This is a genomic window from Streptomyces graminofaciens, from assembly GCF_030294945.1.
Lineage (GTDB): Bacteria > Actinomycetota > Actinomycetes > Streptomycetales > Streptomycetaceae > Streptomyces > Streptomyces graminofaciens.
The window spans coordinates 5,172,421-5,186,985 of sequence record NZ_AP018448.1 but is presented as its reverse complement, the minus strand read 5'-3'; the positions used below and the strand labels follow the sequence as shown (position 1 = coordinate 5,186,985).

Below are 14,565 nucleotides of genomic sequence, written 5' to 3'. Positions count from 1 at the left end.
CGAATTCGGTCGTTCTTGCCGCCCTGCCCGCTGGGGGCCCGGTAGTGCCCCGCTGTGCCCGATCGCCGCGAGAGGGCAGCTCGTTGGAGCTTCAGGGGGCGCGTGGGTAGTGATTGGCGGCGCGTTCGACGGGGTGCGCCCCTACCGTCTTGGCTGGTTGCGTACCTCTTTGTGAAAAGCCGTGTTCGCTGAGTAAAGGTTAGGCGTACGCTCGGGCATATGCGGATTGCGGTTTCCTTAGGCAGTGGGGCGCGACGGGGGCCGGGGGCGGGAAGCGGAGGGGCGCGATGAGCGACGGCACGATCACTCTGCCCTGGAGCGTCATACGGCAGGACGACAACGGCAATCGCTACCGCGTGGGCCGTTATGCGACCCGAGCCGAGGCGCAGAAGATCGCCGATGGCCTCGACAGTCGCGGCCACAAGCAGCTCTACTGGGTCGAACGCATCGGGCAGAACGGCCAGAGCGGCCAGAACGGCCAGAGTGGCTAGAACGGTCAGAGTGGCCAGAACGATCGGAGTCGGAGCAAGTGGCTCACCCCGCCCGTCCTCCTCGCCCGCTCCCGTAGGCTCCCGCGCATGACCGAACCGATCGTGGTGGTGGGAGCCGCCCTGCTGAGCGGCGGGCGATTGCTTGCCGCGCGCCGCAGCGCACCGCCTGAACTGGCCGGACGCTGGGAACTTCCCGGCGGCAAGGTGGAGCCCGGCGAGGCGCCGGAGCAGGCACTCGTGCGTGAGTTGCGTGAAGAGCTCGGCGTCGAGGCGAAGTCCGCCGAGCGGGTGCCCGGCGAGTGGCCGGTGAGACCCGGGTATGTGCTGCGGGTCTGGATAGCCCACCTTCTGTCCGGGGAGCCCCGGCCGCTGGAGGACCACGACGAGCTGCGCTGGCTGAGCGTGGACGAGGTGTGGGACGTGGAGTGGCTGGAGGCGGACGTTCCGGCGGTGATGGAGGCGGCGCGGGTGGCTTGGGGCAACGCGGGGGCGTGAGTCCGGGCTTTGGGCGGGCGTGAGTCCGGCTTCGGGCGGGCGGGGTAGCTCCTTCGGCTGCGGGCCGAACAGGGCCGGTCGCGCAGTTCCCCGCGCCCCCGAAGCGAAGAGCACGGGGCGCGGCCCCGGCTGCCAGGGGCGCGGGGAACTGCGCGAGAAACCACGCGAGCCCGTACCCGCCAACGCGCCCCCATATCTCGAGCTCTTGGACGTCCCCTCGCCAGTCGGACGGCATCCGTGCCACTGTGCGCCGTCGTGCGCGGTACTGCTGACCGGATATCGGGTATGTGCCCATTAACCCCATGAAACCGGACAGGGGCCGCTTCTGGCCTGGGAAGTGATCGGCGTGATCGACAGCGGAGGCGACTTCGCCGAGTGGACCTTCCCCGCGGAGCCCGGTGCCGTACGCACCGCCCGGGCCGTGGTGCGGGGAAGGCTGCGGGACTGGGGGCTCGACTCGCTGGGGGACATCACCGCACTGCTGGTGAGCGAGCTCGTGACCAACGCCCTGCGACACGCCACCGGCCCCATCGGCGTACGCCTCGTACGTCCCTCCGCCCCCCTCGGCACCCTGCTTGTCGAGGTTTCCGATCCAATGCCCGACCTGCCCCGTGAGCGCGCCGCCCATCCGGACGACGAGAGCGGCCGCGGTCTGCAACTGGTGGCCTGCTCCTCGCGGGCCTGGGGTACCCGGCCCGGTGAGGCGGGGAAGACGGTCTGGTTCGAGCTCGCGGTTCCAGGTTGAACCGCACTTGTCGGCGTATCGGCGCCGTTCCTGGTGCACGGCGGGAGCCCCCGGCGTACGGCCGGGCGGAAGGGGGCGGCTCCCCGGGGCGCACGGCGCCCGCACCGCGACCGTAAGGTTCAAGCCAGCACGGCTGGCCGGAGTCTTTGGTTCGATGGGCCACGGCCTGGTTAGAAGATTGGGAGTATGTCCCGGCGGGTCCAAAAACGATCGGGACCGTGCTGTGATCGTGAACACCGTGTTGTGCGGCGCCGTAGTACTGGATACTGCGGGCAGCCGCACCCGGTGACCGAAGCCGGACGCGGTGAGCTGGAGGGGACGGTTCGCGTGAGCGAGATACCAGCGAAGGCCACGGAGGCCACGGGGACCATGCAGTCCATGGGCCCGTCGGGCGGCGCCAGGCCCGAGGCCGCGGATGTTTCCGGCCTGGGCGGGGCCGCGCGCGACACGCCGCGCGGGCCGTCGCGCGACGGGACGGCCGGCGCGACACGCCGTGCCGGAGACGGCCCGGCGCGGGCGGCCGACACCGCGGGGGTGCCCACCTCCCTGGGCGGTGCCTCTTCCCCCGGTGACCTGATGTGGCAGGTCAGCCCGCCCGGCTCGATGTACGACTACATCAAGGTCGCGTCCTTCTCCATAGGTCCGGACGGTCTCGTCGACCAGTGGAGTCTGCGGGCCGAGCAGCTCTTCGGGATTTCCGCCGAGCGGGCCGTGGGCATGGACCCCATCGAGGCGTTCATCGACCCAGACCGACGTGAAGAGGGCCAGCGGAAGATGGCCGAGGTCCTCGACGGCCGGGAGTGGACCGGTGTGGTCCCTTTCCGGGTGCCGGGGCCCGAGGGCGCCGAGGGGCTCGCCGAGGTCTATGTGATGCCGACCACGGTGGAGGGCGGCGAACGGGCCGCCGTGTGCATCGTCGTCGATGTCCGCACCCTGCGCCGGATCGAGACGGATCTCGCCGCGTCGCAGGCGATTTTCGGCCAATGTCCGTTCGGTTTCCTTCTGATCGACACCGACCTCCGGGTGCGACGCGCCAACCAGCGCTTCGCCTCCATCTACGGCGGCCACGTCGACGACCATCGCGGCCGGGGCGTCCACGACTATCTGCGCTCCCCGGAGGCCGAGCGGGTCGAGGCGACGCTGCGCCGGGTCCTGGAGACCGGCGACTCGATCACCGACATGCACATAACGGGCTTCGTGCCCGGCTCCGAAGAGCGCCGCGACTGGTCCGTCAACCTCTATCGCGTGCACAGCGGCACCGGCCGCCCCATCGGCATCGCCTGGCTCGCCATCGACATCACGGCCCGCCGCGCCGCCGCCCGCGAGGCCGCCTCCGCCCGCCGCAACCTCGCCCTGCTGAACGAGGTCGGCTCCCGCATCGGCAACACCCTCGACCTGGAGACCACCGCCCGCGAGCTGCTCGACGTCGTGGTCCCCGGCTTCTGCGACCTCGCCGCCGTAGACCTCTACCAGGGCCTGCTGGCCGGCGACGAGACCCCGCCCGGGCTCGCCGACGGCAGCGCCGAGCTACGGCGGGTCGCCTTCGCCAGCGCGGTCTCCGACGCGCCCTTCGTCGGCGGACCGGCCCCGGTCGCCGTCGGCTCGGTCCACCACTACCCGTTCAACTCGCCCTGCGCGGACGCCCTGCGCACCGCCCGCCCCCAGCAGGTGCCCGAGGAGGGCAGCCTGGTCCAGACGACGCTCGCCGTGCCGATGGTCGCGCACGACACCGTCGTGGGACTCGTCCAGTTCTCGCGGGCGAAGGGCAGCGAGCCGTTCGGCGAGCGCGACCGGATGCTCGCCGTGGAGCTGGCCGCGCGCGCCGCGGTCTCCATCGACAACGCGCGCCTGTACCGCCGCGAGCACGAGCGCGCCCTGATCCTCCAGCGCTCCCTGCTGCCGCCGGGCGACCCCGAGGCGTCCGGCCTCGACATCGCCTGCCGCTATCTGCCGGGCAACGCGGCCACCGAGGTCGGCGGCGACTGGTTCGACGTCATCGAACTCCCCGGCCACCGCACCGCCCTCGTCGTCGGCGACGTCATGGGCCGTGGCCTGCGCGCCGCGGTGGCGATGGGCGAACTCCGCACGGCCGTACGCACGTTGGCCCTCCTCGACCTCGAACCCGCCGAGGTCCTCTCCGCGTTGGACGAGATCGCGCGGGGCCTCGGCACCCCGGCCGGCGTCCAGCAGGCCTCCCGCACGGCCGCCGGCCGGCCCCGGGACAAGGACCTCGCCGAGGTGTACCTCGCGACCTGCGTGTACGCCGTCTACGACTCGGTGACCAGGCGCTGCACCTTCGCCAACGCCGGTCATCTGCCGCCCGTCCTCGTCGAGCCCGGTGAGAGCGCGCTGATGCTGGACGTGCCGCCGGGCATGCCGCTCGGCGTGGGCGGCGAGCCGTTCGAGGAGGTGGAGGTCGAACTGCCCGAGGGTGCCCTTTTGGCGCTCTACACGGATGGACTGGTCGAATCCCGCGACCACCCCCTCGACGAGGGCCTCCAGGCCTTCGTCGGCGCCCTCACCGACCCGGCCCGGCAGACGGCCCTGCCGATGGTGTCCCGTCCCGCCGCCGACTCCTCCCGCTCCCTGGAGGACATCTGCGACCACGTCCTCAACACCCTCGACACCCACCACGGCGAGGACGACATCGCCCTGCTGATGGCACGTGTCCAGGGCCTGCCCGCCGACTCGGTCGGTGACTGGGTCCTGCCGCGCGAGCCGCGCAGCGTGGGCCGCGCCCGCGAGTACGCCCGCGCCCGACTGACCAGCTGGGACCTGGAACCCCTCGTCGACACCGCGGAACTGCTGGTCAGCGAGCTGGTCACCAACGCCCTGCGATACGGCGAGGGTGAGATCCGGCTCCGGCTGCTGCTGGACAGAACCCTGGTCTGCGAGGTCTGGGACGCCGGGCTCGTCCAGCCGCGCCGCCGCCGGGCCCGTGACACGGACGAGGGCGGCCGCGGCCTCCAGCTCGTCGGTCTGCTCTCCGCGGGCTGGGGCTCACGCCGTACGCCCCGCGGCAAGACCGTGTGGTTCGAACTGCCGCTGCCGGGCGGGGAAACCGGGCTGACGGATCCGGCGGAGGCGTTGCTGAGTCTGTTCTAGGGCCTGTTGCGAACGTCCCGCCTGCCCGGCGGCGTCCGGTGCGTGCTGCCGGTGCGGCGAGACGGCGTGCCGGGCGTCGCGACGGGGCAGACGTCGCCTGCCGGGGCACTGGCCTCCGGTCTGCCGGTCGGGTGTCAGAAGTGGCCGCCGGTCGTTCTGCGGCCACGGGTCGCGGTGCCGCCGAAGCAGGCGGGCCCGCGCGGTTCGCTCCGGCCGCCGCCGGGCGCCTCGCCGAGGACGATTCCGCCGAGCAGGGCCCCACCGAGTCCGTCCACGACGGGCCCGCCGTACGGATTGCCGTACGACCGCACGTCCCGCTCGGCCAGCTGCCGGGCTTCCTGGGCGAGGGTGAGGGCACGCTCGCTGTCGGGGCCGGCATCCGTGTTCTCGGGGGGCTCGGCGTGCTCGGCGTGATCGGCGGCGGTGAGGCACCGTTCCGCCTCCGCCAGCCGGGTTCTCGCGGGGGTGGCCACCGCTCCGCGATGCGTGGTGACGTAGTCCGCCGCGGCGGCCACGGCGGCGCGGGCCGCAAGGAGCGGGTCGGTGGTCGTCCCGGCGGTCGCGGGCGGTTCACCGGCGAGGCGTTCCACGCCGCTCACGAACACGTCCGCCTGGTCCACGGCCCCCTCGGCGGCCCGCAGACACACCGCCGCCGCGGCGTCCTCGCCCCGGTCCAGGGCCTGACGTGCCCGGTTGAGCTGGACCGTGGCGAACACCAGGCGGTCCTTGGCCTGTTCGACGTGCCCGGCGACGGGGAGGGAGACGGCGGGGTCGTACCGTTCGCGCAGCTCCGCGAGCGTCGTGGCGGCGGTCGCCGTCCGGCCGGTCAGTTCGCGGAAGCGGGTCTCCGCGCATTCCAGCGCGGCGCTCATCTCCCGTTCCAGGGCACGCAGTTGATCCAGGCCCGGTGCCGCCGAGTCGAGCCGTGACTGCGCGTCCGCGCACCGGGCGACGATCTCCTGGAGCATGGTCCGCTCATCGTCGGGCGCGGTGCCCGAGGTCTCGTCCAGCCGCTGCCGCAGCCGGAAGGCCTTCGCCAGCTCGGCTCGCGCGTACGCCACCGCCCGGGAGTACGGTTCGGCCGCCTCCGGGCCGGAGCGGGCCGCCGCGAAACGGAGTTCCTCGGCGCTCGTACGGACGCAGTCGTCGGTCTCCAGGAGGGCCCTCAGCGACCGCTGGTCGAGTACGGGCAGGGGTTCCTCGGGGAGGCCGGCGGCCGGTGCGTGGCTTGGGGCGGGCGTCGTGCGGCCCTCGGTGCGCCGCTTGCGCCGTACGTACGAGTACGTGGCGGCCGCTCCCGCCGCGCCCAGGAGGGCCACCGGCAGCACGAGGTCCGTGCCGGAGGAGCCGTCGTCCTTGGGCTGTGTGACGGCGGCCCGGGGCTCCTTGGCCTCCGGGGGGACCGGGGGGTCCGTCATCGCGGGCAGCAGCAGCCATGCCATGACCGCGACTCCGCCGAACAGGGCGTGTGCCACCCGCACGCCTATGTCCGACGGGGCGTGGCGCGACCGGCTTCGACTTGGGCGTGACGTCACATTTGGGAGCGTATGGCTGGTTGTGCGGGGTCGCTAGTGGGGTGCGGCGGTAGGGGGGAGGGGTGTTGGTTTCTCGCCCCCGCCGCCCTACCCCTCCCGTCCCGTCTCGTCCCGTCCCGTCCCGTCCCCAGAGGCTGCCCCCGTCGACCCCCGGGCCGGCTTGTCGGCCGCGGGTCGGTGGGGGCTTGTCGCGCAGTTCTCCGCGCCCCTCAGGGGCGCAAGACCTACGGGCGCCTCCGAATCTTCGAGCCAAGCCACACCAACGGGTCGTACTTGCGGTCCACGGCCCGTTCCTTCAGGGGGATCAGGGCGTTGTCCGTGATCTTGATGCCCTCGGGGCAGACCTCCGTACAGCACTTGGTGATGTTGCAGTAGCCGAGGCCGTGCTCGTCCTGGGCGGTCTTCTTGCGGTCCAGGCCGGACTCCTCGGCCGCGTCCAGCGGGTGCATGTCCAGCTCGGCCACCCGCATCAGGAACCGCGGGCCCGCGAACGCCGTCTTGTTCTCCTCGTGATCGCGGACCACATGGCACGTGTCCTGGCACAGGAAGCACTCGATGCACTTGCGGAACTCCTGCGACCGGTCCACGTCCTCCTGCATCATGCGGTACTCACCGGGCCCGAGATCGGCCGGCGGCACGAACGCCGGGACCTCGCGCGCCTTGGTGTAGTTGAAGCCGACATCCGTCACCAGGTCCCGGACCACCGGGAACGCGCGGAGCGGGGTGACCGTGATCGTCTCGTCCCGCTCGAACACCGACATCCGCGTCATGCACATCAGCCGCGGCCGCCCGTTGATCTCCGCCGAACACGAACCGCACTTGCCCGCCTTGCAGTTCCAGCGGACGGCGAGATCGGGCGCCTGGGTCGACTGGAGGCGATGGATGATGTCCAGCACCACCTCGCCGTCGTTGACCTCGACCTTGAAGTCCTCCAGGTCGCCGCCCTGCACATCGCCCCGCCACACCCTGAAGCGGGCCTCGTAGCTGCTCACTCGTACAGCTCCTCTTCGGCGAGGTACTTGACCAGCTCCTCCTTGTCGAACAGGGCGAGCAGGTCCGGGCGGATGGGTTCGGTGGTCTCGCGTACGAGGTCGATCTGGCCGTGGACCGGGTCCGTCGCCGCCAGACCTCCCGTCGGATCGGTGAGGCGGCAGAGCAGGTTCAGGCGGCGCCAGGCGCGGTCCATCGTCGGGTGGTCCTCGCGGGTGTGGCCGCCGCGCGACTCGGTGCGTTCCAGCGCGGCACGGGCCACGCATTCGCTCACCAGGAGCATGTTGCGAAGGTCGAGGGCCAGGTGCCAGCCCGGGTTGAACTGCCGGTGGCCCTCGACCCCGGCCCGGCGCGCCCGTACCCGCAGCTCCGCCAGTTTCTCCAGGGCGCGTTCCATCTCGGCCTCGCGGCGGATGATCCCGACCAGGTCGTTCATGGCCTGCTGGAGTTCCTGGTGGAGCGTGTACGGGTTCTCCGGCGGATGCCCGGCCTCGTCGCCGGGGCCTTCGGCCGAGAACGGCCGCAGTGCCTCCGCGGCCGCCAGGTCGATCTGGGCGTCGTCCACACCGGGACGGCCGTCGCTCGGGCCCGTGGCGTACTCGGCCGCGTGCAGCCCGGCCCTGCGGCCGAAGACCAGCAGGTCGGAGAGGGAGTTGCCGCCGAGGCGGTTGGAGCCGTGCATACCGCCGGCCACCTCCCCGGCCGCGTACAGACCGGGCACCCCGCGTGCCGCAGCCGTGTCCGACTCGACCGCGATACCCCCCATCACGTAGTGACAGGTCGGCCCGACCTCCATCGCCTCCGCCGTGATGTCGACGTCCGCCAGCTCCTTGAACTGGTGGTACATGGACGGCAGCCGACGTTTGATGACCTCCGCGGGCATACGGGTCGACACGTCGAGGAACACGCCGCCGTGCGGGGAGCCCCGGCCCGCCTTCACCTCGGAGTTGATCGCTCGGGCGACCTCGTCACGGGGCAGCAGCTCCGGTGGCCGACGGTTGTTGTCCGGGTCCTCGTACCAGCGGTCGCCCTCCTCCTCGGACTGTGCGTACTTCTCCTTGAAGACGTCCGGGATGTAGTCGAACATGAACCGCTTGCCCTCGGAGTTGCGCAGGACGCCGCCGTCTCCTCGTACGGACTCGGTGACGAGGATGCCCTTCACCGACGGCGGCCAGACCATGCCCGTCGGGTGGAACTGCACGAACTCCATGTTCAGCAGCGGCGCCCCGGCCAGCAGGGCCAGTGCGTGGCCGTCGCCCGTGTACTCCCACGAGTTCGACGTCACCTTGAAGGACTTGCCGATGCCGCCGGTGGCGATCACGACGGCGGGCGCTTCGAGGACGAAGAAACGGCCGGTCTCGCGCTCGTAGGCGAAGACACCCGAGACCCGGCTACCGTCCTTCAGGACGCGCGTGACCGTGCACTCCTGGAAGACCTTCAGCCGGGACTCGTAGTCGCCGGTCTCCCGGTGGTCCTCCTGCTGCAACGACACGATCTTCTGTTGCAGCGTGCGGATCAGTTCGAGGCCCGTACGGTCGCCGACATGCGCCAGGCGCGGATACTCGTGGCCGCCGAAGTTGCGCTGGGAGATCCGGCCGTCCTTCGTACGGTCGAACAGGGCGCCCCAGGTCTCCAGCTCCCACACCCGGTCGGGGGCCTCCTGCGCGTGCAGTTCGGCCATGCGCCACTGGTTGAGGAACTTGCCGCCGCGCATAGTGTCGCGGAAGTGGACCTGCCAGTTGTCGTGCTCGTTGGCGTTGGCCATCGCCGCCGCGATGCCGCCCTCGGCCATCACCGTGTGTGCCTTGCCGAACAGGGACTTGCAGATCACGGCCGTACGGGCGCCCCGCTCGCGCGCCTCGATGGCGGCGCGCAACCCGGCACCGCCGGCGCCGACCACGACGACGTCCCACTCCTGTCGCTCGACCACGGACATCTAAAGGCCCCACCCAATCTAGAAGAAGCGCGGATCGTCGAAGGCGCCGGACGCGACGAGATAGACGTAGAAGTCGGCGAGCGCCACGCTCACCAACGACGCCCAGGCCAGCAGCATGTGGCGGGCGTTCAGCTTCCCGACGAACTGCCATGCCTTGTAGCGCACGGGATGCTTGGAGAAGTGCTTGAGCTTGCCGCCGACGATGTGCCGGCAGGAGTGGCAGGAGATGGTGTACGCCCAGATCAGCACGATGTTGAGGAGAAAGACGAGCGTGCCGAGGCCCATGTGGCCCCACTCGTAGTGCTCGTCCCGGAAGGCGAGCACGGTGTCGTAGGTGAGGATCCCGGCGACGACGATGGCCGCGTAGAAGAAGTACCGGTGGATGTTCTGCAGGATCAGCGGGAAGCGGGTCTCGCCGGTGTACTTCTTGTGCGGCTCGGCCACCGCGCAGGCGGGCGGGGAGGCCCAGAAGCCGCGGTAGTAGGCCTTGCGGTAGTAGTAGCAGGTCAGGCGGAAGCCGAGCGGGAAGATCAGGATGATGATCGCCGGCGAGATGCCCCACCAGCCGCCGAAGAGGTCGGCATTGGGGCCCGCGTGCATCGGCGCGCAGTTCTCCGCGAGGCAGGGGGAGTAGAACGGCGAGACGTACGGCGCCGCGTAGTAGTCGGCGTTCGCGAAGGCCCGCCAGGTCGAGTAGACGATGAAGGCCAGCAGCCCGGCGGCGGTGGCGGCGGGGGCCAGCCACCAGCGGTCGGTCCGCAGATGCGGGGCGGTGATCGCGGCGCGCGTCGGGGTGCGTACGCCGCCGCGTGGGGGATGTGGTTCCGTGCCAGTGGTCAAGGTGTGCGGCACCTTCTCTCAGGGCTCGCGGCAGGGGCGTGCCGGGCGGGCGTTCGGGGCGCGCCGGGCTCGCCGTCGGAGCGAGGCTCGCCTCGGGGGCGCGCGGTGGCGGTGTACGCCTGCCGCGCGCCCCTCCGGCTCACTCGTCGCCGTCGGGTCGGGCGTCTCGGTCCTGTCGGCCCGACCGGCCCGACCGGTCGGACCTGTCGGGCCTGTCGGGCCGGTCGGGCCGGTCGGGTTCAGGGGGCGTGGCGGTCACGGGCGCCCAGGCCCTCGTCGTCCGAGTCGGTCCACAGGGAGTCGTCGTACGGCGTGTCGGGGACGGGCACGAGATCGGGACGCTTCGTCTGCTGCGTGGCCGGCCCGGAGGTCGTCTCGCGCAGCAGCGCGAGGCTCTCGCGCAGATGGTCGGCGTCGGCGCGGACGCGGCGCATGTCGAGCCCGCCGCTGCCGATCCGCTGCTCCAGGCGACCCACCGACCGGTAGAGGTCGTCGAGGCAGCGCTGGACGGATGTCAGTTCGTCTTGCACGGAATCCTGCACGGACATGACTTGCCCTCACTTCCGCGGGTCGTCGAGGACCGAGGCGGCAACGTTCATGCGCCTGCGAGTGTTGCGCGTCACACCTGGCGCTGTGAAGGGATGTGCATCGATTGGCGGATTGCAGGCCTCCCGATGCCCTCCTGTGTCCTCCTGTGTTCTCCAGCGTCCTCCCATGCACGCCCATATACGCCCATGCACGCCCATGCGCGTCCATGCATGCCCCTGCGCGTTCGGTGTGCGCCTGGGGAGCGCGGGAGTCCCGGAGTCCCTGGGGGTCCTGAAGTCCCCGGGGGTGCGCGCGCTCGGTGTGCGCCGGGGGGCGGGTGTGGCGCTTGCGCCGCACGGGTGGCTTTCCGCGCCCCGTCGCCGTGTCGCCTCGGCCGATGAACCCTCTCCCTTTCAGTGTGGTCGTAGATCTGATCAGCTCCATATGCACCCAAAAGTGATCATAAACCCCGATCGCGGGTGGTGCGGCCTCCGGAGGTAGCAGAGATGTCCCACGACGGCGTCGGCCCCAGGCCCTCTCCTCAATCTCCCGTCTGCCGGGCGGGGTCCGGCACACGCGTCCGCGGCGTTGTCGTCAGTCGCCGACGCTCCGCGTCGCCTCCCTCCTCCGCCTTGCAGCTGCGTGCTCCGGACCCCGCCCGGCCCGCTCTCCGGGCGGACGACGGGACATCGAGGAGAGGGCCTGGCGCGGTCATGCGCTCGGTCGCTTTTCTGACCGCGGGTGCGCTCGCGGTGCCCCTGCTCGGCGCGTGCAGCGAGGAGGACCCGGCCGGCAAGCCCGTCGCCGGCCAGGACATCGCTCCGGCCGACCGGGATCTGATCGCCGACGGCGGCACCCTGCGCTGGGCCGTCGACGCCGTACCGGAGACCCTCAACACCTTCCAGGCGGACGCCGACGCGGCGACGTCCCGGGTCGCGGGCGCCGTACTGCCGTCGATGTACCGCCTCGACGCCGGTGGCCGCCCCCGGCGCAACGCCGACTACCTCGAATCGGCGAAGGTGGTCGACCGCGAGCCGAAGCAGGTCGTGCTCTACAAGCTGAACCAGCAGGCGGTGTGGAGCGACGGCCGCGAGATCGGCGCCGCCGACTTCGTCGCGCAGTGGCGGGCTCTGTCCGGCAAGGACTCGGCGTACTGGACGGCCCGGAACGCGGGCTACGAGCGCATCGAGAAGATCGAGCGCGGCGACAACGACCTGGAGGTCCGGGTCACCTTCGCCCGCCCGTACGCCGACTGGAAATCGCTCTTCTCGCCGCTGTACCCCAAGCAGGTGATGGGCACGCCGGACTCGTTCAACGACGGCGCCCGCCGCAAGCTGAAGGTCACCGCCGGGCCCTTCGCGTTGAAGGAGGTCGACCGCAAGGACGGCGAGGTGACGCTCACCCGCAACGCCCGCTGGTGGGGCCGCCCCGCCAAGCTCTCCGAGCTGGTGCTGCGGGCCGTACCGCGCAAGGACCGGGCGAAGGCGCTGGCCGACGGGAAGGTCGACATCGCGGAGGTCGACGCGGTGCAGGCGCAGCGGGTGATCGCGGCCGGCCGTGACAGCGAGACCGCGAGCGGACGGCCGAAGGGCCGGGCGGGTGGACCGGCGAACGGGCGGGGGCTCGCGAGCCCCGGTGGTGAGCGGACCCCGGCGAAGGAACTGCGTTCCTGGGCGATCGCGCACGGCTCGGACGAGGAGGCGGCCGACAAGGAGACCAGCGCGCGCAAGAAGCGGCGCAAGGCGGTCGCCGCGCACGCCGCCGAGCAGTCAGCCCTGCGCGGTTTCGAGATCCGGCGCTCCCTCGAACCCGCCTACACCCAGCTCGCCCTCAACGGCTTCGACGGCCCCCTCGCCGACGAACGCGTCCGCCGCGCCCTGGCCCGCGCCCTCGACCGCAAGGAACTCGCCACCCTCGTCCTCGCCCCGCTGGGCCTGCCCGCCGAGCCGGTCGGCAGCCATCTCGCCCTCGCGGGCCAGCCCGCGTACGCCGACAGCAGCGGGGCGCTCGGCGACCAGGACACGGAGGAGGCGCGGGCGCTGCTGGCGGACGCGGGGTGGGAGCAGGGCGCTCCGCTGAAGAAGCAGGAGAAGAAGCAGGAGAAGAAGCAGGAGAAGGAGAAGAAGGCGGCGGGGTCGGAGAAGAAGAAGGACGGCAAGGGGGAGGGGGCCGAGGGCGACGGCACGTCCGTCGTCGACGAGGACAACAAGTCGAAGGTGAAGGCGGAGAAGAAGGACGGGGAGGATCAGGACGGGGAGGATCAGGACGGGGAGGGGAAGGAAAGGGAGGGGAAGGTCGACGAGGCTCAGCGCCTCGCGCAGGACGGCAAGAAGTTCAAGCCGGGCGGCGCGCCGGGAGCGTACGCGCCCAAGGGGACGAGGGCGCCGTCCGGTGGGGCGGGTGGGGCGGGCGGCCCCCGCGGGCCGCTGGCCAAGAACGGCAAGCCGCTGACGCTCCGCTTCGTTCTTCCGTCGGGCCCCGGGACGGAGTCCCTCCGGGCGGTCGGCGAGCGCATCGCGAAGATGCTGGACCGGATCGGCGTCCGTGCGGACATCACCAAGGTCGCCGACGAGAGCTACTTCAAGGACCACATCGCGAACGGCCAGTACGACCTCGCCCTGTACTCCTGGCCGGCCTCCGCCTACCCCGCGACCGACGCCCGCCCGATCTACGCCAAGCCGGTCCCGGCGGCGGACGGCTCCCTGAGCGTCGAGCAGAACTACACCCGCGTAGGCACCGACCAGGTCGACCAGCTCTTCGACCAGGCGATCGCCACCCTCGACGAGTCCGAGACCCGCTCCCTGATCAGAAAGGCGGACGCCCGCATCTGGGCGGCGGCGGGCTCGATCCCGCTGTACCAGCGCCCTCAGCTCGTCGCGGCCCGCACGAGTCTGGCGAACGTGGGGGCGTTCGGGTTCGAGACGCCCGTGTATGAGGACATGGGGTTCTTGAAGAAGGACGCGAAGGGGGCGAAGGGGGCGAAGGCGTCGGGGAGCCCGATGCCTGAGAAGGATTGACTGTCGCGCTCATGCCACCTCTGAGCTAGCTCAAATGTCTTGCCGCTCAGGCTTCGCGCCCCGACGATGATCACGACCCGATCATCATCCGATGATCGGGACACGGGGACACGGGGACACGGGGGAGAGGCACCATGGGTCTGAGCGTCATGGCAGGGCGGACTTCGGTGGTGGCAGGACTGGCGACGGTCGCTCTGGCGGCGGGACTCACGGCCTGTACGGGTGGCTCGGACGACGGCGAGGACAAGGCCGCCTCGATGAAGGCGTGCACGGCTGGGACGTATGCCTGGTCGGGCATTCGGCAGTGGGAGGAACTGGCCGAGCTGGCCGACCCGATCAACATCACGAAGAAGACCGCCTTCTACGAGGCCAAGCTCAAGCCCGTGGGCGACAACCGTTACCGGCCGAAGGTCACCGGTGCGCCCAAGGGCGTCGGCACCGATGCTGTGATCAAGGCGCTGGGCAAGCACCTGAAGACCGAGGAGCGGCTCGCGTACCCGTCCGAGCCGGCGGTGCCCGAGACCGCCCACGTCTTCGAGAACGGCACCGGGGACCTCAAGGGCTCGTACTTCGCGTGGTCTTCGGTCGAGCTCGTCGAGGCCGACTTCACGTACACCTGCGAGGGCTCCGAGCCGGTGAAGGGCCACGTGGTGTCGTACAAGAGTTCCCCCACCGGTTGGTGGGACTGCTCCGACGAGCCGGCCGGGGGCGAGGCCGCCCTGAAGGCGGCCCGGCTGAGCTGTCCCGACGGGTCACGTGCGGCGCGGGCCGCCTGACGCCCTCGCTCTGGGCCCGCCGAGGGGCTGCGGCGGGCCCTAACCAGCCCTGACCTGCGGCAAAACACCCGGCGAGCCCCAGCGGCAGCGGCCCCGTACCATGGGGT

At 71.3% G+C, this 14,565-nt stretch carries 11 protein-coding genes; 6 read left to right on the top strand and 5 right to left on the bottom strand.

Features of this window, described 5'->3' with window-relative positions:
- Positions 1–287: 287 nt before the first annotated feature.
- From SGFS_RS22045 to SGFS_RS22030, 4 genes are all read left to right on the top strand, one after another.
- Positions 288–491 carry an SPOR domain-containing protein gene (locus SGFS_RS22045; RefSeq protein ID WP_286252688.1) on the top strand — a complete coding sequence of 68 codons (204 nt, stop codon included), beginning with the start codon at positions 288–290 and terminating at the stop codon, positions 489–491.
- 87 nt (positions 492–578) lie between these two features.
- Positions 579–986 carry a (deoxy)nucleoside triphosphate pyrophosphohydrolase gene (locus SGFS_RS22040; protein WP_286252687.1) on the top strand — a complete coding sequence of 136 codons (408 nt, stop codon included), beginning with the start codon at positions 579–581 and terminating at the stop codon, positions 984–986.
- Between the two features lie 337 nt (positions 987–1,323).
- Entirely contained in the window at positions 1,324–1,731 is a 408-nt protein-coding gene (locus tag SGFS_RS22035) for an ATP-binding protein (protein WP_286252686.1), read from the top strand.
- Between the two features lie 327 nt (positions 1,732–2,058).
- Positions 2,059–4,836 (top strand): SpoIIE family protein phosphatase, encoded by a 2,778-nt coding sequence (locus SGFS_RS22030; RefSeq protein WP_434027790.1) that lies wholly within the window; start codon positions 2,059–2,061, stop codon positions 4,834–4,836.
- Positions 4,837–4,970: 134 nt separating this feature from the next.
- On the opposite strand, the gene SGFS_RS22025 is transcribed toward SGFS_RS22030, so the two are convergent.
- From SGFS_RS22025 to SGFS_RS22005, 5 genes are all read right to left on the bottom strand, one after another.
- Positions 4,971–6,311 (bottom strand): hypothetical protein, encoded by a 1,341-nt coding sequence (locus tag SGFS_RS22025; RefSeq protein WP_286252685.1) that lies wholly within the window; start codon positions 6,309–6,311, stop codon positions 4,971–4,973.
- 284 nt (positions 6,312–6,595) lie between these two features.
- On the bottom strand, positions 6,596–7,363 hold the full coding sequence (locus SGFS_RS22020; RefSeq protein WP_286252684.1) for a succinate dehydrogenase/fumarate reductase iron-sulfur subunit: 768 nt from the start codon (positions 7,361–7,363) through the stop codon (positions 6,596–6,598).
- Positions 7,360–9,297, bottom strand: coding sequence for a fumarate reductase/succinate dehydrogenase flavoprotein subunit (locus SGFS_RS22015; protein ID WP_286252683.1), 1,938 nt, complete (start codon positions 9,295–9,297; stop codon positions 7,360–7,362). The genes SGFS_RS22020 and SGFS_RS22015 overlap by 4 nt, the downstream gene beginning before the upstream one ends.
- An 18-nt stretch (positions 9,298–9,315) precedes the next feature.
- Positions 9,316–10,137: a hypothetical protein gene (locus SGFS_RS22010; RefSeq protein ID WP_286252681.1), complete on the bottom strand. Its 822-nt coding sequence runs from the start codon at positions 10,135–10,137 to the stop codon at positions 9,316–9,318.
- 239 nt (positions 10,138–10,376) lie between these two features.
- Positions 10,377–10,685, bottom strand: coding sequence for a hypothetical protein (locus tag SGFS_RS22005; RefSeq protein WP_286252679.1), 309 nt, complete (start codon positions 10,683–10,685; stop codon positions 10,377–10,379).
- Between the two features lie 693 nt (positions 10,686–11,378).
- Between SGFS_RS22005 and SGFS_RS22000 the strand changes: the two genes are divergently transcribed.
- Positions 11,379–13,682 carry an ABC transporter family substrate-binding protein gene (locus tag SGFS_RS22000; RefSeq protein WP_286252677.1) on the top strand — a complete coding sequence of 768 codons (2,304 nt, stop codon included), beginning with the start codon at positions 11,379–11,381 and terminating at the stop codon, positions 13,680–13,682.
- A 134-nt stretch (positions 13,683–13,816) separates the two neighbouring features.
- Positions 13,817–14,458 (top strand): hypothetical protein, encoded by a 642-nt coding sequence (locus SGFS_RS21995; protein ID WP_286252676.1) that lies wholly within the window; start codon positions 13,817–13,819, stop codon positions 14,456–14,458.
- The last annotated feature ends 107 nt before the right edge of the window (positions 14,459–14,565 follow it).

What these genes read in the sequence shown, in the direction of transcription:
- SGFS_RS22045 (WP_286252688.1), top strand. Translation starts at nt 288, where the DNA reads ATGAGCGACGGCACGATCACTCTGCCCTGGAGCGTCATACGGCAGGAC.
- SGFS_RS22040 (WP_286252687.1), top strand. Translation starts at nt 579, where the DNA reads ATGACCGAACCGATCGTGGTGGTGGGAGCCGCCCTGCTGAGCGGCGGG.
- SGFS_RS22015 (WP_286252683.1), bottom strand. Translation starts at nt 9,297, where the DNA reads ATGTCCGTGGTCGAGCGACAGGAGTGGGACGTCGTCGTGGTCGGCGCC.
- SGFS_RS22005 (WP_286252679.1), bottom strand. Translation starts at nt 10,685, where the DNA reads ATGTCCGTGCAGGATTCCGTGCAAGACGAACTGACATCCGTCCAGCGC.
- SGFS_RS22000 (WP_286252677.1), top strand. Translation starts at nt 11,379, where the DNA reads ATGCGCTCGGTCGCTTTTCTGACCGCGGGTGCGCTCGCGGTGCCCCTG.
- SGFS_RS21995 (WP_286252676.1), top strand. Translation starts at nt 13,817, where the DNA reads ATGGGTCTGAGCGTCATGGCAGGGCGGACTTCGGTGGTGGCAGGACTG.